Source organism: Mesomycoplasma conjunctivae (genome assembly GCF_000026765.1).
GTDB classification, from domain to species: Bacteria; Bacillota_I; Bacilli_A; order Mycoplasmatales; family Metamycoplasmataceae; genus Mesomycoplasma; species Mesomycoplasma conjunctivae.
Window position 1 is genome coordinate 453,743 of the sequence record NC_012806.1, and the last position, 23,205, is coordinate 476,947.

The following is a 23,205-nucleotide window of genomic DNA, read 5'->3' on the forward strand; positions in this document are numbered from 1 at the left end:
TTTTTTACAGAACTAAAAAATGTTAGATTAAAGGGCGCCCATTTAAAGCGTCTTTTTTTCATATTAAAGGATAAATTAGTGTCAAATATTCAAATTGCCAAAGAAGAATTTAACCAAAGATTAAAAGATAATATTATTAAACTAGATAATGATTTTTTCCAATCAACTAATTTTAGGTCTAAAGGTTTTTATATAATAAAACTAAAGTTGAGTACTGGGATGATAAAAGTTAAAGTGCGCAGATATATAGATGAAAACAACAAAACTTTTCGACCTTTTAACAAATTTATTGACAAAGGTAAAAAAGGTCAAACAATTACTAGTGAACTCAAAGATGAGGTTATTAAAATGGTAATTGCTAAAATTTCTTATAAGGAAATAGCAAAACAACTTGGTATTTCAATGGGAAGTATTACCAATATTGTTAATGAGGCCAACTTTGTTTCTTATGATTTAGAAGATCCCCAAGGGTATAGTACCTACATAGAAGCTGATGATGCTTATGTTTATTTTTCAGGTAAAAATAGAGGTAAATATCGACTACGTATGGCAGTAGTGCACTCGGGCAAACGTGAGGGTAAAATTCAAGATAAAACTTTAATTTTAGGTATTACTAATAAGACAGGACAAAACAATAATCAAGTTGACGCAAAACATATTGAAGAGATCAGAAACACTTTAAAGTTATATAAATCAACTAATACGTTCTTAATAAGTGATGGTGCCCCTTCATTAATTAATATTGCCAAAGAACTAAATATTAACCATTATTTAGACACCTACCACTTATTAAGCAAGCTTAATCAAGAAATTAGACCAAAAAGTAAGTGGTTAAAAGAGTATAAAAAAATGTTCAATTCTAATTTTAAGCAGGATATAAGAAAATTGATTATTAAAGGTGAGGTCGATGAAGCTTGCTCACTAATAATGAAAGTAATAAAAGAGCAAGATATCTATTTAATCAGCTTTGAGGAAGTTAAAGGATTGATAAGAATTAAAAACTTTTTCAAAAAACATTTTGAATCTATCAAAAATATAAACAATGATAGTTATATAGGTTCAAGAACCGAAAACTTTGTAGCCAACTATGTTAAATTTCCAATCAGCAAAAAACGAGCCCTATATAGTTTAAAATCTTATATTAGTTTACTAAAAGATAGAGCACAAAAAATGATGATTAGCTTAAAGCTAATATTAGACGTTTGTTAAAAAGTAGTTTTACCAAACATTAATTTAAAGATTATTTCGGATAGTAAAAATAAATTTTTACTATATCTTTTATTATTGCCAAGTAAAAAAAATATATTTTTTTCTAAAGTGCAAATTCTTTTGTGTTAAAATAATTTATAGATTTAAGAAATTAAAAGGTTTTATACCCCCCACCCCATAATTTTGAACGGACTCCAAATTTATACCAAAAATGTTTTTTTTTTTTTTTTCATAATATAATTATCTTGCTAAAAGTTTTTTAACTTTTAATATTCTAATGAAAGGCAATCAAACTGATTTTTCTGTGAAAAAATATAATAGAAAATTCGTTGTTGGTACAAGCACAGCTGCAATAAGTATTTCTACTTTCGCTTTAGTAGTTGGTTTATCAACATTGGCTAAATATGAGGGCGAAGACCCACAAAAAGAAGTAAAAGTAGTTGCTTCAGAAGTCGCAAATGTTACTTTTGATTCAAATAGTTTTTCAATTGATTCTAATTATGACAATTTAAAAGCTAAATTATTCGATCAATCAAACAAATTAAAAGAAGGTGTTAATTTAAACGAACTAATTAAGTTTTACTCTAAATCACAAAATGAAGAATTAAGTCTAATCAATTATGACACAAATGATTTAAGCAAACCTCATTTTGTAATTAAAGATTTATCCGCAAATGATAGTGAGAAAAACTTTGAACTAAAATACACTGTTGAGCAAAAATTAGACAATGGAAAGACAGCAAGCTCTGATATTTATAAAAAAACAATTTCTGTTGCTGATTTTTCACAAATATATTTTAATGATTTTTCAGCAAAAGTTTTTACTAGTTTATCAAGTTTAAATCCAAATGGCATTTCTCAATTTGACAAAACAAAAACAGGGAATAAGTTTCCAGCTCTGCTTCGGGCACAAGATTTTTATGTTGACATAAATGACAATAGCAAAGATGCTAGCCAAGCACTTGCACAAGTTAAAAAATATTTTACTAATTTTGATACTATTTTTTCTAGTTTGAAAGAGGATTCACTTAACAAACTAGGTGATGGAACAACCATTTATGATTTTGAGCTATATAAAAATCCAGCTACAAGTCAATATGTAGATTTGATTAATGGTGAGCCTACTATTTATGTAAAAATTCAATATAGTGATGCTGCTAAATCCAAATTAAGCAATATTGATACATCAAAATTTAAAATTGAAGCTATTAAATTAACTAAAAATCAAAACAATAATCAAGTTTATTTTGCTGCAGATCAAACATTTCAACAAATCAATTTGGCAAATTTGGTGAGCCAAAATTTTAAATCTGCTGAAACAACACAGAAAGCACAAACAGATGATATTGCGCAGTTATCAGCTTATGATTTTTTAAACAAAGTTAATATTATTGCATCAACTAAAGATTCTCAAAATCCTCTTAAAATCAAAGATTATTTAAATTCCTTGTTAGCAAAAAAACTAGCTTTTGATTATGGAGAAACACTTACTCCTTTTGTAAAAGCTGGTATGGAAATTAAAGGTCTAGATTACAGTTTTGATGGCAGTCAAGCAAAAGTTGTTGTCAAAGATGGCCAACATGTAGTTGAAATTCCAGCAACTATAAGTGCAACAGGAGAATTTTATGGTGATCAATTTAACAAAAATAAAATAGTAAAATCAAAACAAGTAACTTTTAATATCAGCGGCTTTAAAGCAGAAAAACTTCAAAAAACTGCCACAAAGGCAGAGCCAGTAATTGCTGATTTAACAAAACAGTATTACTATAATTTAGATCCACTTCCATTTTTTGCTTCTCAAGCAAATCTTTTACAAGAAAAAGAACTTTTTGGAATTTTTAAAGACTCACCAAACAAACGACTTACAGTTGAAGAATTTGATAAACTATTAAAAGAGAAAAATTATACTAAATTAAAAGATATAATCTCAGATCCAGTTCTTTATGCTTACAATTTCGATAACACTGATTATAAAGTAGGTGCTTGAACAGGGGATGTTGATTTTCCAAGTGCTCAAGATTTTCAAGATGATTTTACAGTCGATACAAGCTCATATGCTCGTCAATATGGAGTTGCATCACTAAATAGTGGTAAGTTTTTCCGCAACCCTTCTGCTGTTGCAGCATTTTATGCACATCTTGTAAAACAAGGTAAAAAAGCAGTTGTTAGCAAATTATTAGAAATTGTTAAAGCTTTAAAATTAGTAGATAAATTTGAAAAAATTGATTTATCCGATCCAAATAAAATTCTAGAAAATGCCAAAAAAATTAAGCTCACAAAAGATGGTATTTATGAAATATCTTTTAATAGTCAATACTTAAATATCTTGAATCAAGGTTATTTTTCAACACTATTTTTACCAAATAGTTTTAATTCAACAGACTTAGATTTTGCATCCAAAATTGATTTAAAAACTTTAGATAAAACTTTAACAGGCAAGGATATTCAAGGTAAATACTTTAATAAATTTGTTGACGATGATGGTGGCCTAACTGTTAGTGATAATAGTAAAAAAGATAAAAATAGGTTTAAATTAGTAACTCAAAAATCTACTATAGAGGTAGATAAACAAGGTAAAGAAATTTTTGGTGATATTGAAAGTACACAAGAAAATATTAAAATTTCTGAAAAATTTAAGAAGTTAGAAACCTTTGAAGATGTCATTTTAGCTTTTTACTACAAAGCACAACAATTGCAATATTTCCAAGCATTTGGCAAAATCGATAGTAAATTAAGCTCAGAAATTATTTTTGAAGAAGACCAAGACTTCAATTCTGAAGAATATTTAAAAGATAAACCAGAAATTAAAATATTAGATGATACAGGTAAAGAGCAAAAATCAAAAGCTAAAAAGCTTAATTACTACTATCGAATTGGTTACAAAAATGCTGACAATCTCATTGAAAAAGCAGAATTTACTACTCCAAAACAAAGTATAATTCTTCATTTAGTTGATGGACAAGCTAACCCAGATCAAGTAATTATTGATCAACTTGACCAGGCAATTATTAGTATTCCTAGCGAATTTAGAAATGTAACATTGTCTGAAGAAGATTATGATGGATTAGAGAAAAAATTAGATCCAAGTTTTGATAAGAACAAACCTCTAGATCCAAAAGACTTTGGAAAATATACCGATGTTGAAAAATTAAGTGCACTTGGAGCTCGTGGTAAAGATTTAATTGAATTTTTCAAAACTAAGTATCCACAATTTCAAGTTTTAGTTTTCCAATTGGTTGAACCTGATAGATTTAACTTTAATAAAAAATCATTAACTATTTTTCTAGCCGCTCCAAAACCTAAGCCAACTCCAGCACCTAGTCCAAGTACAAGTGGTTCAACACCAGCTGCGCCTGCTGCTACTGCTCAACAAGCTGTTGCAACTCAACCATCAACTACAGCAAGCACCACAGCTGATCTTATTTTTTCAAGCTTGTCTTTTAAAATTTTAATAAGCAAAGAGGGGAGTAAAAAAGCCTAATGAACAAAGGATGAAAAATGAAATTTAATTTAAAAAGTACAAAAACTTTAGTTGGTTTAACAGCGCTTTCTACCGCTCTTTTAACAATGATTGTTGCAATTCCAGTTGGTCGTAGCTACTATCAAAAATCATATGATAGTAAATTTAATAGCAATCTTGATCCCCAAAAAGCCACTGAATTGGCTAACAATTTAAAAATTAGCTATGATAAATTTAAACAAGAAATTGATGAGCTAAAATTTAAAGATAATTTTCATCTTTTATCTGCTGAGACTGCACTTAGTCTTCACAATGATAAATTACAAGATTTTTCACTGCTTTCAGCTTTTGATTTTTCATCACTAACTAGCAAAGGTTTTAGTCTCACAATTGATACATCACAAGCTAATTCGTCAACAAATGCAATTGAAAATGTCATTATTCATGCTTATAATAAGCAAGAAAAACTTGATTATAGTTATAAAACTAACTTAAAAAATTTTGCAGCTAATAGTAGTCAAAGTGCAACAACTTTTGATATTAGTAGCAATTCAACTATCAAAGCTGAAATTAAAGGTTTTGTCTTACCTAGTGACTACCAAGAATTATTAAAAGCAAAATTTACTGAAAATTATTTAAAGCTCAAAAATGTTAGTTTAGCATTTAATAAAACACTTTTTCAGCTTAATGCACAGTTTAATTTACTAGATCAAGTTGGTTTACCAACAATTTTAAATCCAGGTTTCCAATTAGTGCCAGTTACTCAAAATGTTGTGGCAACTAAAGGACAAACTACAACTCAACAAACACCTCAAATTAAATTTGTAAAATCTGATGATGAAACAGGTGAGTTAATTCTTGAATTCCAACTTGTGGATGGTCAACAAAAAGTTGTAAAAACCTTGAATTTAAAAGTTGAAAATTTAACTAATAAGCAAACAATTGAAGACAATATTGCCAAACAGTTTAATAGTCTATTTCAAGATAACTTTAGAATTAAGCAAGAACTTCTAGAAGCACTTAAACAAGATAAAACAACTTTTATTGATTATATAGCAGCTAGTCAAAGTAGTAAAGATTCAGAATTGAAAGCTAAATTCCCAAATGTTACTCAAAAAGTTACGACACCAATGAATTCAAGTAAAACTGAACAATATTTTGAAAAACCTTTAATTGATGATCGAGCTTTATCAGTTACTATAAATAATCAAGAATTTAAAATTAAAGATGTTACTTTTGATCGAAGTATTAAAAACGATGTAGCACAACTAAAAGCTCAAGGTGCTATTAGACTTAACTTTAATTTAAAAACTGATACTGGAAAAGCTAAAAAAACCGATTATAGTATAGATGTCAAAATTGCAAACAACACTTATGAAGAGCAATTGTTTAGTGCTCTTGGTAAACAAAAGACTAACTTTAGTTTACCGCAAGACAAAAATCAAGCTTTAGTTTTCCAATCAAGTGTTAAAAAAGCGCTTCAAAATCTCATTGATAGTTTGAAATTGACAACTTTAAGCGCAGAGCAAATTAGCTCACTAATCAAAGATAGTTATTTATTAAATAATGGAAGTCAAATTACTTCTCAAGAGAGTCAAACATTAATTGAAAAATCTAAAAAACTAACAAATATTAATCTTGAAAAATTAACTACAATTTTTCCAGACAACTCAATTTCTCGACAAATAGTTAATTTGTTGATAAAAGCAAATACTGCTAAATTGTTTGCAGATGAGCAAATTAGTTTAAAACTAGAAGTAGTAGATTATTCATTTAATGCGCCAGCTATTCAAATAAGTGCACACAAAGATGGCAAAATGGTTGCAAGTGCTCATTTAATTATTAATAATGTGGCTCCTGATAATCTAGCATACAATGTTGCTCAGCAATACAATGTTGACTTTTTCCTAGATGGTAGAAGTGGAATTGTTGATAAAACTAAGAACAGTAATGCCAACATTGATATTCGTGGAGTTAACCGTGGTGATCTTGAATTTAATATTGATGGTGCACAAGTAACAAAACGTGGTTTAGTACTTTCTAAAAAAAATTGATCTTGATCAATTTAGTGATATTGATCCTTTTGCTAAGTTAAAAGCAGATTCAACACAAACTGATGATACGAAAAGAGAAGAGGAGGCTGTTAAGAAATTATATACAAAAACACAGTCCAAATCTCCTTTAACACTTGATACAGGAGTTGCTTATTTAGCTTTTAGTTTGAATAAATTAAACGATTATAAAAAATATTATCTTTTAAGTGATGAAAAAGGAACTAGTGGAATTTTTATTCAAAGAGTAGATAAATTGCAAAGAGATGCTGCAAAACCAACAATGGAAGGCGAAGAAATTGCTACCAAAGATAATGGTGTTTCTTATGTTATTGGTGTTGATACTACATTAGAAAGAAAACAAACATCAAAAGCACTTATTATTTCAGGTCCTTTATACGAAGAAGTTAAAAAAACTCTCAGAAATAACAACCAAGCAGCACAAAACTACTTTAGTTTGGTAGATACGAAACCCGAAACATCTGATTCAGCTTCACTTAATTTAAGAAACAATACACAAGATACATTAAGTGCATTAACTACAGCGCTAACAACAAGTCCACCATTAACAAACCCCATAAATGTCAACTCTAATTTCTTCTTACAATCACAAAAACAAGCTGATCTCTCAAGTCATAATGGTGGTTTACGAGATAATGAGATATTGTTGATTTCAATCGTAAAAACTAAAGCAAGTATTGAACTTTCACTACAAACTAGCAATTCATATGATCCAAAAAATGATATAACTGAGTCATCACTTTCACAAGTTAAATTTGGTGCTAAACTCGGAAGCAGTGGTCTTGAAATTGCTCAAGATAGCATAAAAGATTTTGAATTTGAAAACTCATTTAATTGAAATAAATTAGGTTTTGATGCAAATACTATGGATTCTGAAACCAAATTTATTCTCAAAGGTTTTGCTGTATTCAATGATCCAAGATTAGTTGCAAATAAATTGGCAAATAAAAATATTAGAAAAGCTTTTGTAGATACCTATTTAATTAAAAAATAATCTATGAAAAACGTACATTTTGAAACAAATAATTATGTACGTTTTTTTATTTATCAATAATTTACTAAACAAAAATTAAAAAAATAATAAAATTTAATAAAAAGCAACTAAAAAATATTATGAAATTATCAATTTTAGATTACGGAATAGTAGACAAAAATTTAGATTATACTTCAACTATTAATCATAGTTATGAGTATGCTAAATTAGCTGAAAATTTAAATTATCATTCAATTTGATTAACACAACACCATAGTGTACTTTCACTTTCAATTAGTCAACCTGTAATAATAGCTTTGCATATTTTAGCTAAGACATCAAAATTAAAAGTGGGAATTGCTGGTTTTTTGTTGTTGCACTATCCACCCTTGTTAATTGCTGAGACTATTTCTACTATTTTGCATTTATATAAAAATCGTTCTTTTTTTGCTTTTGGCGCAAATCCAGGAACTCCTCAACTCTTAAACGAGCTAAATATTAAAAATATTTCTAAATCAAGATTTTATGCGAAAAGTAAAACGATTGTTAATTATTTAAACAATAATATTTACAATAATATTAATTTAATTCCTCAAAACAACAATAAAGTGAGCTTATTTATTTTAGTAACATCAATAAAATCAGCAATTTGGGCTGCCAAACATAAATTTGGAATTATTTTTGGTTATTTTTTAAATCCTGATTTGGAAAATTGTAAAAAAGTATTTGCAGCATATCGCAAACACTTTTATAAATATCATAAGCAAGAGGGTAAAATTATTTTTGCTATTTTTGTGGTCAAAATCAATAATCAAAAAAAAATTAAAGAATTTTTAGATGCAGCTACTACATATTTGTTGGGTAGAAATAACTTTAATGAGTTTAGCTATTTTCCTGAATATCAAGATGTAAAATATTTAAAATATAGTGATGAAGAAATAAATTTAAAGAAATTATCTAGTAAAAAATTTATAATTGGTAATGAAAAAGCAATTTCAAAACAATTAGATTTTTTTAGCGAGCAACTACAACTAAATCATATTATGATTGTTCCTTTTGCCACCAGTCATCAACAACGTTTACAAACAATAAAAACAGTTGCTAAAATCTATAAAAATAAAGACTAAAGGAGAAATGATGAAAAAATTTGCTAACTATCTTATTATTGAAAAAAATGAAAACATTTATACCATTTTTATGAGCGCTGAACTTCAAGATGATGTTGGTACCATTGGTTATCTACACTATAATGATGTCAACAAGTTGCAAAAAAATGATGAAATTTTAAAACTTGAAGCTTCTAAAACACTCTTGTCAATTAAATCGCCACTTGCTGGCAAAGTTTTAGAATTTAATCAAGAGGCAATTTCTAATCCAAAACTTTTAAATTCAGCAAGTGCACAAGACAACTGAATTATTAAATTAATAGAAGTAGATGAAAATGAATTCCAAAAACTTGAAGATTACTAATTTAGATCAAGATTCACAAGAAATTTTAGCTTTAATTAATCAAGCAGAAGCAATTGTTGTTGGTATTGGCTCTGGCTTGACCGCCGCAGATGGTATTGGTTATGCTGGCTTTCGTTTTGAAGAACATTTTGGTGATTTTATTGAAAAATATCGATTTTTAGATATGCTACAAGCTTCGCTTTTTGATTTTCCTAATTGACAAACATATTGAGCTTTTCATAGCAGATTTATTAAATTAAACTATTTTGATTTGCCAAAAAGCGCTTCATTTTTAAAGTTAAAAGAGATTTTGGCTAATAAAAATTATTTCATTATCACTACTAATTCAGATAGCAGTTTAGAAGTCAATGATTTTGATCAAAGCAAGATTTTTTATATTCAAGGTAAATATAATTTATTGCAATGTAGCAAGATGTGCCAAAACATCTTATATAAAAATGATAAACTTATAAATCAAATGGTCAAAACACAGCAAAATATGCAAATTAATGCCACTTTGTTACCAAAATGCCCCAATTGCGATGCCTTTTTAGAAGTTAATAAAAGAATTGCTTATAAAGGAATGGTAGAAGATGCTACCTTTTTAGCTCAACAAAAAGCTTATGATGATTTTTTAAAGGAAAATCAAGACAAAAAAGTGCTTTTTTGAGAAATTGGTGTCGGTTATACTACACCACAATTAATCAAGTGAGCTTTTTGAAAAATGTGTCTTGCTAATCGCAAATCTACTTATTTAGTCTTTAATGCTAAAAATTATCATATTTCAAGTGAGCTAAAAAAACAAACCAAAATTTATCACTATGATATTGCCAAATTAATTGATAAAGTTTGGCAACAAGGAGCAAAAAATGATTTTAATAGAACCAATTAGAAACGGAAAATGAATAAAAGATGGTGCATATCTTCTTGCTATACAATATTGAGCAGTTGAAAATTTAGATCCTGATGAAATTATTATTTTTCCTTATATTTGTGATCCGCATGTGCAAATAGGCTATTTTCAAAATCCAGAAGTAGAAATTAATTTTGATTTATTAACAAAAAGAAATTTTCCTGTCGTTCGTCGTGATACAGGTGGTGGGGCTATCTATATTGATGATTTATCTGCTAATTTTTCTTTTTCGATTCCTTATAACAAATATCCACAAATGCTTGGAAATTATAGCCAATTTTATGCTCCGATCATCACAATTTTAAAAAATTTAGGAGCAAAAGATGTTGTTTTTAGTGGCAAAAATGATTTAACTATTAATAATAAAAAAATATCTGGAGCGGCGATGTCATTAGTTAAAAATCGCATTTATGCTGGTTTTTCTTTACTATATGATATTGATTTTGAAACTATTGAAGCTTTGTTGGTACCAAATCGCAAAAAAATAGAAGCCAAAGGTATCAAATCAATAGCTCAAAGAGTTGAACCACTGAAAAATCATCTTGAGAGCAAATATCAAAATCTTGATAGCTTTGGTTTTAAAGATTTGATTTTGCAACAATATTTAGTAACCCAGCAACTAAGTCAATTTCAAAAATTTGTTCTTAGCGATCAAGCATGAGCAGAAATTGATGAATTAGTAGCTAAAAAATATAAAAACTGAGATTGAACTTATGGTTTGAGTCCTGGATATTCATACAATCGTGATGCTCGCTTGGAAATTGGTACAATTAACTTTTCTTTAGAAATAGAAGGTTTTAAAATCAAAAAAGCTAAAGTTAGTGGTGATTTTTTTGCTAAAACTTCACTTTCAGTCCTCGAAGAGGCTTTAATAAATTGTAGACTTGATTATCAAGATTTATATCAAGCGCTTTCCAAAATTAATTTTGATGAAATTTTTTTCAAACCTATCGAAATTTCCAAAATAATTGAGACGATTTTGTCATAAAAGCTATGAAAAAGAAGGTATTTGAACACTTTTATATCAAAAATAGGTTGTTAAAAAATCGCTTTGTTAATTCGCCAATAAATTTAAATTTAGCAAAAAATGGCTTTGTTTGTCAAGAAGATATAAATTTTGCACTTCGTCGCGCTCACTCAGCAGCTATAACAATTACAGGGGGACTCTATGTAAGTGAAAATGGCCGTTTATTTGATTATGGCATTGGTATTAGCGATGACAAATTTATTCCTGGCTTGTCTGTCTTGGCAGAGGCGATGAAGAAAAAGGGTTCTTTAGCAATTGCCCAACTAATTCATGCTGGCTCACATTCTTTAGCTTTTTTAAAGGATTCAGGCTATACTGTAGGTCCGAGTGCTAATTTTTTACACACACCTGTTGCCCACACTGTCTATAGTTTAACTAAACAAGAAATTCAAGAGATTATTGAAGACTACAAACAAGCCACACGGAGAGCAATTATTGCCGGTTTTGATGGTATTGAGATTAGCTCAGCGCAAAAATTGTTGCCCCAAGAATTTTTTTCATCTTTTAGTAACAAACGTTTGGATGACTATTCAAGTTTAACACTAGAAAATCGCTCGCGCTTTTTAATAGATATTTTTCAAGGTGTTAAGCAAGTCGTAGAAGAATTACAACCAGATAATTTTATTGTTGGTTATCGTTGCACTCCCGAAGAGACTCGTGGTGAAGACTTAGGTTATAGAATTGAAGATTTTTTAGCATTTATTAATCTTTTGTTAAAAAACAAAATCAAAATTGATTATTTAGCAATTGCTAGTTGAGGGAGAAACATTTTTTTAAATAAAGTGCGCTCAAAAGGCAAATATTATAATCAATTAATAAATAAAGTTGTCTATGAATTTTTAGATCAAAGAATTCCACTAATAGTTAGTGGTTCAATTAATAGCAAACAAAAAATTGAACAAGCTATTGCATATGGTGATTTTGTTGGTCTAAGCTCAGCTTTTGTTAGTGATCCTGAATTAGTTACAAAAATTAGAGATAATCAAGAAATCAAATTAGATATTAGCACAGATGAGCTAGAGGAATTAGCAATTCCACAATCAGCTTTTCAAAATATTTTTCAATATTTTTCTTATGGTGAATCACTTACAGAACAATCAAGAAAAATTCTTGATAAAAACTCTAAAAAGCTATAAAAATAAAGAAAAAATACAATATTGAAATGAGCAGATCTAAATTTTTTAAACTAAAAAATAGATATTTCTTTGATTTGCAAACAAATTTTATAAGATTTATAACAAAAGAATTCTTCTTTTAGTTTTAGTTGAGTTATATTTACTAAAAAATATTAAATTATAAGAATAAATTAAAAAACTATTTTTTTTAAAAAGATGTTTAATTTTATAGATAGTTTTAAGATATTAGTTGCTATTATCGTATAAAAAACCTCAAAATTTTTATAAGAAAATAAAAAATGATTTGGTTAGTATAAAAATATAAATCAACTTAAGTTTAAAAAGTTAAAAATGAAAATTAGTATAATATAAAATAATTGTGCTAAAATTTTTAAGAACTTTAATAGTAAAATATTATAATTTTTATTTCTTATCACCTTTAATTAATAGTTAAATTTTTAAATATATGAAAAAAGTGGTAAAATTTTAAATAAAAATTAAAAATATAAAAATTCAAGTGAAAAAGGATAGAAATATGAATAACAAACAGTTACTCATTGGTCTTGGAACAGCAGCCGCTGGTATAACAGTATTTGGTGTTGCAGTCGGATTATCTGCAAAAATCGAATATACTAAAGGTGACCCACAAAAAGCCGTAAAAGATCTTGCTTCTAAAGTGGATAACGTTGCTTTTGGGACTTCGGTTTTTCCAATAGATGCAAACTATACAACAATTAAAAAAGACTTATTTGATGATCAAAATAAACTAAGAAGTGATGTTGATTTAACAAGAATCATCAACTTCTATGAAAATAAAGACAACAAATTACAACAAATAATAGATGGTTCAAGTAAAGCAAGACTTCAACCACATTTTGAGTTTTTAGATTTCAGTTTTGATGATGCAACCCAAAGTTTTACAGTTAAGTATCGTGTACAACAAGATTTAGCTTCTGGAAAGACTGCTTATTCTGACATTTATAGTAAAACTATTTTTGTTGCTGATCGTGCAAAATTTTTCTTAAATGATTTTCAATCTAGTTTTTTAAAAACCTTTACTGGAACTTTACAAGCTAATGGTCTTGTTGAATTACAAGAATCAGAAGAACAAAATAAAAATAATATTAAAATTCCTGCATTACTACGTAGTCAAGACTTTCAAAGAGAAGTAAACTCGGCAAGAAACGCTTCTCAAGCACAATCTATTATTAATTCATACTTTAAAAATTTTAGTGATTTAATTAAACAAGTAGAGACATCTAATAGCAATAAATTGCCAAAAATTGGTGGCAAAATTTTTGATGTTAGCTTAGTCTATGATTCATATACTAATTCATATATTCGTTTAGATGAAAATGCTAATCCTACTTTAGCAATTCGTATTAAATTTAGTGAAAGCGCTAAAGAAATTTTATCTAATTTTAAAGATATTAATGTACAAGTAATTCAACACATTAGCTTAGTAGATCAAGCAGGAAAATCCTTTTTCACAACTACAGAAAATATCATTAATAATTTAGGTATTCAACAAATAACTCCAGCTGATCTATTTAAAGAAGTACGAACTCCAGCAGCGCCAGTTACACCTGTAACACCTGCAGCAGCACAACCAACTGCTAGTCAATCATCAGCAGCAGTTACTCAACAACAAACTGGGCAACAAACCAGTACTGGTACCACTGCAAATACAAATACAACTACAACAACTCAAAATACTAAAATAGATATAAGTACTCTTAGTGCTTTTGATTTTGTTGATAGTTTTCAGCAAACTGCTTTTGCTAGTCAATCTAAAAAAGCAGAGTTTTTAAAGCAATTTGTTAATGACTTTTTAAGATTACCGCTTACTACAACATTAGGTGATTTAAGTGATTATCAAAAAGCAGGAAAAGAATTTAGTGGTATTGAATATGATTTTGATGCAAATAATATCCGCGTTGTTGCAAATGCTGAAAACACTGCTTTTGATGTGCAAATTCCAACAAAAATTAAATTAAAATCTAGTTTCTTTGGTGGAAATTCAAATGAAATTATTGCACAAAAAGAAACTACTTTTACCTTAGTTGGATTTAAAACTAATTCTGAAATTCTTAAAGCACAACAATCAGAAAAACTAACAGATTCTACTTTAGTTTTACCAAGTTTTGAAAAATTATTTTACTATAAACTAAATCCATTACCTTTAAGTGAAAAATCACTTAAAGTATTAGAAGTTCTTAACAGCAAAGATGGTGGAATAGTAAAAGATGGTCTAAGACCGTTAAGTAAAGACGAAGTTACTAATTTAATTGCAAGCAAAAAATTTGATGAATTAGCAAAAACAGTTGGTGATCCAGCTAACTATGACTATGATTTTGAAGATCAAAAAACCAAAGTTGCAGCTTGAGCTGGCAAATTAAATTTACCAACACTTGAAGATATTTCTAAATTTAGTACTGATAGAACAGTATTTGCTAAAGATCGCTCCATTTATTCACTTAACTCTGGTAAATTCTTTAGAAACCCAAATGAAGTAGCTAGTTTCTATGCTAGTTTAATTGCTCAAGGTCCAGAAAAAGCAGCTCAATCACTATTCAGTTTAGCAAAATCATTTGGATTAATAGAAAAAAAATGTAACATTTAATCCAAATAGTGGTTCTATTTTCCAACAAGCATCTAAAATTGAATTAAAAGGATTTAAAACAGCAGTAGAATCTGAAAAGAAACATTTAGAGTATAGACAAGTATTATCATATATGGGAAGATTATTTGATAAAGACTTAAAAGCTATACCAGACAAAGATCTAGAAAAAGAAGTTTTAGATTTTTTTACCAAAACAAATCAAACTAAAAGAGATGATTTTAACAAAATTCAAAATGATAAAACTCTTCCAAGTTATTTATCATTTAACAATCAATATCGAGAATTAGAAAATCAAGGATTTTTCTCAACACTTCAATTACCTTTATGAGTAGCAATTAATGTTTCAACATTACAAAGTGATGATCAAGTTTTTGAAAAATTACCAAAAATAGTTAAAAACTTAGATGAAAATTTTGTTGATCTTACAGGTAAACCAACTAATCATTTAGCAGGTTTAATTCCCTTTATAGAAACAAGTAAAATGGTAAGTTTTGCTGATATTCTTTTAGCTTTTTATACCAAAGCTGCTCAATTATCTAACTTTAGTCCTTGAAGTAAAATTGCTGATAATCTTGATTATCAAATTCAATTTGAAGAAGATAACAACTTTACTCAAGATAAAAAAGCTGCTTTAGATCCAATATTAGATCAGGCAGGAACTAAAGCTTCGCAAGAGTATATTAAGTTAAATTACTACTACAATGTTGTTAGCAAAACTGATCAAGAAAGTTCTAAAGTATTATTTAGTACACCTAAAAATTCAATTATTATTTTAGTAAATAAACAAACACCTGAAAACCAAGAATTAATTAGAGAACTAGATAAAGCACTAGTTTCAATTCCAACTCAATATCGAACAGCAAGAGTTAAAGACAACATTTTTGATAGTTTAGAACATCTAGTTTTATCTAATAACTATCACCAAGATGACAAAATTGTCAGCTCATATAATGTAGAAAATACAGATATTATTATGCAATTGAAAGATTTTGGGTTATCAGATGATAAAATTAAAGAATATCAAATGGCGAACTCAGAAACCGAAGCACGAGAAAAAATTATCAAAGCAATTAATGATAAAATACTTGAAGATTTAAAAAGTGACAACCAATCTCAAATGCAATCTCAAATGCAACAAGGTACAGTTGCTGCAAATAGTTCAGTAAATCTTGAAGTTCATAGATCTTTATTTCTTACAACGGTATTTGGTAGTCAACCAAAAGATGCAAAACATGATATTATATTTAGCAAAGGCTCAAGTCAATCACTGACACAAGGTCACACCGATGCTAAAAACTTGCTATCTGTATTGTTAGGTGATAAAGGTCAGGATATCGAAGAATTAATTAAGAAAAATTATCCAGATTATCAATTAGTTGTATCTAGAATAGTAAAAGCAGATGAATATAATTCAAATAAAAAAATTGTTTCTTTCTCTTTAGTTAAAAAAGATAAAAAAGAACAAACAATTACCGATCTAACTAAAATATCAAAAGCTTTTGCAAAACAAAGCTCATCTCAAACTGAAACCAAAGATGAAAAACTTGTTGTAACAGTAGATGAAAACACAATGAGTCAAAGTGGTAGTTCACAAACCATTAATGTGTCTACTGACAGTGTTGTATCTTTATATGTAGAAAGTAATGACTCTCAAAAAACTAAAGATGTTTCCTCTTCATTGACTTTTGATGTTTTAGTAACCAAAGATGGAACTGCTCAAATTGATAATATTAATAAAGGAAAAGAATTAATTCAGTTCTTAGATGAAGCAATTGCTAAAGACTTTAAAGGATATACACCTACTCCAGTGCCTGCGCCTCAACAACAACCGCCTCAACAGCAACCTCCGGTAGCTTCAGCGCCAGTTGCACCTCCTTCTAGCCCAGTACCACCTCAACAACCACAACCTCCGGCAACAGCAGCTCCAACACCAGCACAACCAGCTCCGGGACCAGCGCCAGTTGTACCTCCTTCTACATCAGCAGCCCCAACAACTCCACCACCAGCATCACCTCCTTCCACACCAGGTTCACCAGCTTCACCAGCCCCAGCCGCACCAACAGATCAAATCATCATTCAAAGTAAATAATTAACAAGCAATAACAAGATAAAGGAAATAATATGAAATTAAATAGTACAAAATCAATATTAACATTAGGTTTTAGTATCACTGCAATTGCCACAACTGTTGTTGCTGTCCCTGTTGCTTTGAGTCGTTACCAACAAAGCTATAGTGATCAATTTAATAGTAATCAAGATTTATCAAAAGCTAAGCAATTGGAAACTAAATTTAGTTTTGATCAAAGCAAGTTTGATGAAGCAGTTGCCCAAATTAAAGTTAAAGACAATTTTAAAGATGTCTCTGCAAAAACTATTTATAATTTAACAAATGACCCACTTTATAGTTTTAAACTATATGATGCTCTTGATTTAACAAGTCTTACCAAAGATGGAATTCAAATTGAAATAGATACAACTAATGCACGTGTTGAGGGTGGACAATTAACAAATGTGACCATTAGAGGTTATGACAAAGAAAATAATTTAACTTTTAGTAAAACTATTAGTATTGCTGGTTTTGCAACTAGCGATTCCATTGATGATAATTTAACTAATGTTAGTGTGGATCCAAGCAAATCTAATATCAGTATTAATAGTCAAAAATTAATTCTTCCTAGCGAATTTGCTCTTAGTTTAGAAGACTCATTCCAACAATTAAATAAAGATAAATCCGTTAGTCAAGCTTTTATTGAAGCTTTATTAACAAACAAAGCTTCAATTGGATTGTATAATGGCTTTGGCAAACCAGCATTTTTTGCTAATCGCCAAGTCATTAGTCCACAAACCAACATTAATGAAGCTGCCCAAAAACAAAGAATAGTTGATAATACAAACGCTTCTAGTCAACAATTAAATCAAGCTTTTGCTATCTATAATTTAGTTTATTCTAATATTAATGATGAACAAGGAACTTTGACCATTGGAATTGAAATTAAACAAGGTGAACAAATTCAAAAAATTGAGCTTAATGTCCAAGGTTTAGCAAAAACTAGTGATATTGAACAAGCTATTAGCACTGAGTTAACTAAAAATATCTCTCAATATGTCAATATTAATCAAAGTGAGTTAGCAAAAATTGTTGCATCCGGAGCAACTATTAGTGATCTTTTATATAATAAAGACAATAATAATACATCAGAATTTGTAGAAGATTTACAAAAACAATTTTATAAAAATAATGTTGTTGATGTCTTATTAGATCCTTTTGCAACTGCTGAAGAAATTGAGCGAGCTAAACAATTAGATTCTAATCCTGAATCTATTGAACAAATTGTTAAAAATACTTTTATCAATGGTGATTATGTTACTTTAAGTGATAACACTTCTAATGATCAAACTATTAGCTTTGATAATTTACAAATTGGTGACTACCAAGTTAGCTTTAATGATGTTAAGTTAGTAGTTCCAACTCAAGATGCAAGTCTTTCAAGTCAAGAACTTGAACAATTAGTAAAAAATGGCCAACTAAAATTAAAATTTAGTTTAACTATTAATAAAAAACTTAATGTTAATTCTCCTTATTTACAAAATATTGCAACTTCTAACTATTTGGTAATTAATGAGCAAACTCTTGATAATACTGGAAATAATAGTACTACAAGAAATATTGGTCTTCAATTTAATTTTGATAATATCACTGCAATTGCTAATGTGTCAAAAGTTATATATGAAAATGCCTTTGCTACCCAATTTAAAGATGTTAAAATTGGACGAATTAATAGAAACTTTTTTGTTAGTTTAGGTAGTGACAAATATGAACCACTTGTTAACTACTCAGATGTCAAAGAAGCACTTAATACTCTTATTGATTCTCTAAAAAGTAGCAAAGCTGATTCTACAAGAACTTTTGATGATGTAAAAAAAGCTTTATCAGCAATTACTTTACTTAATAGCGGAGCAAAAGTTAGTCAAACTAAATTAACTACATTAACCAATGAGTTAATTAAAAACAATAGCGAGCTTTTAAGCCAAACTAAACCAACTGAAGCACCAGCAGAGGTGCAACCTCCTACAGGAGCACAAACTCAACAAGCTGCAAGCACTGATCCAGCAACTAATAATGGCACAACAAACACAGTTGATCCAAATACAACTCCAACCACCCCAGCTCCAGCTGTTAACCCATATGCAAAATACCTTTTTGTAAAGGCTGATGATAAAAATAATGGTGATAATTTCTGAAAATGATTATACGAAGTTGGAAATCCTTCTATTAAAGAAGCAGAAGTTGATTTTGAAATTGAAGAGTCTGGTTACAATAGATTAACAGTTATTGCTAGTTGAAAACAATCTGGACAAACAATGCTGAGATCTCGCTTTACTATTACTAATATAACTCCAGATAATGGTGCATTCAAAATTGCGCAAAAATACAATCCAGATGTCTTCATTGATGCTCGTAATGCTTTAGCTACTACTTCAGCAAATTCTCGTCAAATTCGTGATAGTATTAGAGGAGACATTGGTTTCAAATTAGCTGGTTTAAATAATCAAAGCGCCCAAGGTCTTTTATTACAAAAAGCTGTTGACATTGCTTCCTTAGATTCACTACCTCAAAAAAACAAAATACCTAGTGACCAAAAAGATGTTACCAAAGTTAAAAGTGGAGTTATTTATTTAGCATTTGAAACTAGTGAAATTAAAGACGATAAGAAACATTATCTATTAAGAAGCGATGATAGTGAAAAAGGTATCTTTATTCAAAAAGCTAAAAAATCAGTAAATACCTCAGACGTCAACGCCTTTATAATTGGTATTGATGATCTAAATGGTGGAAATGATAACCCTGTATTATTAATTGATGTTCCTGAATCAGCTGCTATTTCTGAAAATAAATTTAATAAAGTTACTGTTGATTCATCTAATACTGTACAAACTGAAGAACTTCCAAATACAGAAAATGATAAAAACCTCTTTAGACAATTCAAAACTGGTGATACTACCTCTATCATCCGTCCGCTTGCTGCAAATTCAACTATCTTATTAACTATTGCAACTACTCCAGGATTCATCCGTGTAACCGCACAATCAAGTGCATCTGCCAATGTATCTCGTGACAAATTAGATGCCTATACCTTTATTCAAGATTCTAATTCTAAAAATAAATTTGATGAATCAGGAATTAATTGAAATAAAATTGGATTTGATAAAACAGATCAAGCAAGCCTTGTTGTTAAAGCACTAGCGATTTTTAAAGGTGAAGAATTAATAAATCAAAATTTTTACAAACTAAATGAAGTGCGTCAAGGTTTTGTTGATACTTATCTTAAAGATAAAAAATAATATTTAGCAAAAATTAAAAATGCAACATATAGTAGAATAACATTATTGTTGCATTTTTTTATTTATGGAGTATTATAAAAAATCGAAAATTTAAACATTTTAGTTTTGAAGATTTAGTAAAAATTGAGTTTTTATTATAGCACAATAAAAGTATTAAATTTATTGCTAAACAACTTAATGTTTGAGTCTCACTTTCTCAAGAGAAATTAAAAGAAATCTAAATGAATATAGAATTTATGAAGATAATTTAGCAATAAGAAAAAGGTAAAAAGTCCATGGAGTTAAAGCGACATATTTTTATATAGCAGAAAATTTCCCCCACATTGAAAGACCATCTTTAAAGACTGTTTTTAACTAAATCAAAACTAATAAATGGGTAATAGTTAGCAAAAACAGACTTAGAAAATATTATAGAAAAGGTGGGAAGAAACTAGAAATGCAATGCAAAGATTAGTTCCAAAAGGTTATATAAAACCAACTTGAGCATGTGAAAAATCTATAGATTTAAGGCAAGATTTTGGACATTGAGCTAGATTTAATAGTTAGCAAAAAACCAGCACCACGATAATATCCTAACCTTAGTAGAAAGAAAAACTAGAAAATTATTGGCTAAAAAGTACGAAACAAACATCCCAAAACCATCGCTTCATTTCAAAGAGGTTTTAATGAGCGTGAAAACGGATTAATCAAAACCTTTTATAAAAGGTTTTGATTTCAACCTAATCAGTGATGATGATTTACAAAATGCAATCAGTCAAATTAACTCAAGGCCCAGAGAAATTTTTAATTGAAAATTCGCTTTAGAGGTTTTTAATGATAACTTGGGTGATTTAACATTTAAAAAAATTGTCATTTGGCGATTTCAAAAATATTTGTTTGTCACATTTATATTCTTAATTTGTGAAATAGAAATTAAAATTTCTATTTTTTTATTTTTTAGACTTAGAGCTACTATTTTTTTGCATTAATTTTTAAAAAATATGTTACAATGGCTAATAGTGAAAATTAGGGGGTAAAAAATGGTAGGATTAGTTGTTTGGAAAACAGATCGATAAAATGTTGAAAAATTTCTTTGTAGTGTATTTTTTTGTGGTATAATAATATTGATTTCATAAAAAAATAATTATGAGATTTTTAAATAATTAAATAATATTTAAAAACATAGGTATTGTAACCCTTTCTCATAATAATTCTAGCAATCGGTGCGCCGATATGAAACTAAAAAAATCACTTAATACTATAAAGTAACTAAGTGATTTTTTATTTATCCTGATAAGTGGGTGCATCTAAAAATTTAATATTTTGCTTGTTAATTTTACTAGGGTAAAATTTTTCAATCTCATCTTTGAGATTGTAATTTGCAGTTATTAAAGGAATACCCCCCGAAATTGGTATGTAGGTGTTCAAGTTATCGTAATATTGTTTATCATTTTTGATATTTGGATCATAAAAATTGTTGATTAGACCAAAAGCATTTACAAATTGCAACTCACCTTTTGTATCAAAAATGGCACTTCCACTTGCTCCTGGGCCGTTATTGGCGTAAAAATAAATTGCTAATTGAGTAATATCACCTGGGCTTGGAGCACTATAAATACCTTTAAAATGATTTTTTAAAGGTGTCCCATAAGGTCAAAAAAGTGCAATTAATTCTTTATAATTAATACTTTGTTGTTTGTAAAAAGTATTAGCAATTTTTACTGGTGGATTTTGTGATATTTTTATTCAAAAACTTACAAGTTTTTGATAAGTTTGAAGAAAATTATCAATTATCGGTTTTATTCTTGAATTTGTGGTAATAAATTCTTGTAAATCAGAGTTATTATTTTGATAAAAGCTTGCAAGCTGATTTATATCTTCTAGAAATTTACTTCACTTAAAATAAAAAATTGCTATGTCCACATTAAAATTTTTAAAATTGGCTGGAATTTGAAAATATTTGTTAAAGAAGTTGAAAAAGAATATTTCTTGCTGCTTTTCATCTAATTTAACTCTATTAGAACCTGGGACAACATTATCAAATGATAATAATTTTTTCTTTTGTTTGGAAGTCAGAAAATCTTTTACAAAAAATAGCGATAAAAGATCGTTGCTTTTAACACTGTAACTCTGCCCATTATCATATCATTGCATAAAATTGCCAACACTAACATTTCAAAACCTAGCATTTGCACTACTAATTTTTTTGTAGTTAACTTTGTGTGTATCTAAAACATGATTATTTGTTAAAAAAAGAGCTTTTTCTGAGTTAATATCTAACACACTGGCAGTTCCATTTAAAAATTTAATATTTCTTTGAAAAATATTTTCATATTTTTGATCAGCTAATTCCTTGTTTTTGAAACCAACATAGGGCAAGGGAAATAATTCGTGATGACTTTTAACATCTAGCAAGGTACCCTTTTGGTTTAAAATTTTTTTCTTATTTTCAGAAGTATCCAAAATGATTGATTCTGGGTTATCGATATTTAGATTATAAACAAAAAGATTGCTATTTTTAGAACCTAAAAAAAAGTCATTATTTTCTTTGACAGCAAAATTAGAGTTAATATCAATGTTAAATTTTTGATATTCAGTAGGGAATAAAATCTTTTTGTTTTCAACTTCTTTTAAATCTTTATTAGTTATAGGTGAAAAAAATGCTTCAATATTGCCAAATTTGGAATTTGCTTCCTGCTCTAAATTGTCAAGTAGATTTTTGCCAGTAATATTTAATTGGAATTTATGATCCTCATTATTTGTATTTTTATTAAGTTGATTAGTAAAAATGGCTTTAAAACTAAAGTCATTTTTTAAATCTTTGTTTTTTGCAGTGATTTTGTTGTATCAAAAGTAGCCGCCTGCAACAAAGCTTGTAGCAGCAAGCGCTGAGGCTAGCAAAATTATAATTAGTATTTTTTTTCTCTTCATAACACTTCTTCATATTTTTATAAGATATGAAATAAGGTTATATTTAATTAACAAATTATCATTTAAATCCTTGAAAAATAATTAGTTAAAAACAACCTTATTTTTAAGGAT

General features: G+C 28.4%; 13 protein-coding genes. 12 read left to right on the plus strand and 1 reads right to left on the minus strand.

Features of this window, described 5'->3' with window-relative positions; genetic code table 4:
- The 12 genes from MCJ_RS01970 to MCJ_RS02025 form a co-directional block, all read left to right on the plus strand.
- The coding region (locus MCJ_RS01970) for an Mbov_0401 family ICE element transposase-like protein (protein ID WP_041594517.1) at window positions 1-1,209 on the plus strand (1,209 nt) is incomplete at its 5' end.
- Window positions 1,210-1,486: 277 nt separating this feature from the next.
- Window positions 1,487-4,690: a P97 family adhesin gene (locus tag MCJ_RS01975; RefSeq protein ID WP_012751617.1), complete on the plus strand. Its 3,204-nt coding sequence runs from the start codon at window positions 1,487-1,489 to the stop codon at window positions 4,688-4,690.
- Between the two features lie 17 nt (window positions 4,691-4,707).
- Complete coding sequence (locus MCJ_RS01980; RefSeq protein WP_041594518.1) at window positions 4,708-6,738, plus strand: P110/LppT family adhesin N-terminal domain; 2,031 nt, start codon at window positions 4,708-4,710, stop codon at window positions 6,736-6,738.
- Window positions 6,739-6,889: 151 nt separating this feature from the next.
- The gene (locus tag MCJ_RS01985; RefSeq protein ID WP_012751619.1) at window positions 6,890-7,735 is read left to right on the plus strand and encodes a hypothetical protein; all 846 of its coding nucleotides are present in this window, start codon (window positions 6,890-6,892) and stop codon (window positions 7,733-7,735) included.
- A gap of 119 nt (window positions 7,736-7,854) precedes the next feature.
- On the plus strand, window positions 7,855-8,841 hold the full coding sequence (locus MCJ_RS01990; RefSeq protein ID WP_012751620.1) for an MsnO8 family LLM class oxidoreductase: 987 nt from the start codon (window positions 7,855-7,857) through the stop codon (window positions 8,839-8,841).
- A 7-nt stretch (window positions 8,842-8,848) separates the two neighbouring features.
- Entirely contained in the window at window positions 8,849-9,184 is a 336-nt protein-coding gene (locus MCJ_RS01995; RefSeq protein WP_012751621.1) for a glycine cleavage system protein H, read from the plus strand.
- A complete protein-coding gene (locus MCJ_RS02000; RefSeq protein ID WP_012751622.1) occupies window positions 9,156-10,055 on the plus strand; it encodes an SIR2 family NAD-dependent protein deacylase in 900 nt (299 codons plus the stop codon). The genes MCJ_RS01995 and MCJ_RS02000 overlap by 29 nt, the downstream gene beginning before the upstream one ends.
- Window positions 10,033-11,064 (plus strand): lipoate--protein ligase, encoded by a 1,032-nt coding sequence (locus tag MCJ_RS02005; RefSeq protein WP_012751623.1) that lies wholly within the window; start codon window positions 10,033-10,035, stop codon window positions 11,062-11,064. Before MCJ_RS02000 ends, MCJ_RS02005 begins: the two co-directional genes overlap by 23 nt.
- A gap of 5 nt (window positions 11,065-11,069) precedes the next feature.
- Window positions 11,070-12,239: an oxidoreductase gene (locus MCJ_RS02010; protein WP_012751624.1), complete on the plus strand. Its 1,170-nt coding sequence runs from the start codon at window positions 11,070-11,072 to the stop codon at window positions 12,237-12,239.
- 514 nt (window positions 12,240-12,753) lie between these two features.
- Window positions 12,754-14,841 (plus strand): P97 family adhesin, encoded by a 2,088-nt coding sequence (locus MCJ_RS02015; protein ID WP_041594520.1) that lies wholly within the window; start codon window positions 12,754-12,756, stop codon window positions 14,839-14,841.
- Between the two features lie 112 nt (window positions 14,842-14,953).
- Window positions 14,954-16,930 carry a hypothetical protein gene (locus MCJ_RS02020; RefSeq protein WP_012751626.1) on the plus strand — a complete coding sequence of 659 codons (1,977 nt, stop codon included), beginning with the start codon at window positions 14,954-14,956 and terminating at the stop codon, window positions 16,928-16,930.
- Window positions 16,931-16,962: 32 nt separating this feature from the next.
- A complete protein-coding gene (locus MCJ_RS02025; protein ID WP_012751627.1) occupies window positions 16,963-20,184 on the plus strand; it encodes a P110/LppT family adhesin N-terminal domain in 3,222 nt (1,073 codons plus the stop codon).
- A gap of 1,260 nt (window positions 20,185-21,444) precedes the next feature.
- Here the strand turns inward: MCJ_RS02025 and MCJ_RS02030 are convergent.
- Window positions 21,445-23,094, minus strand: coding sequence for an Mhp366/Mhp367 family surface (lipo)protein (locus MCJ_RS02030; RefSeq protein WP_012751629.1), 1,650 nt, complete (start codon window positions 23,092-23,094; stop codon window positions 21,445-21,447).
- Window positions 23,095-23,205 lie beyond the last annotated feature (111 nt).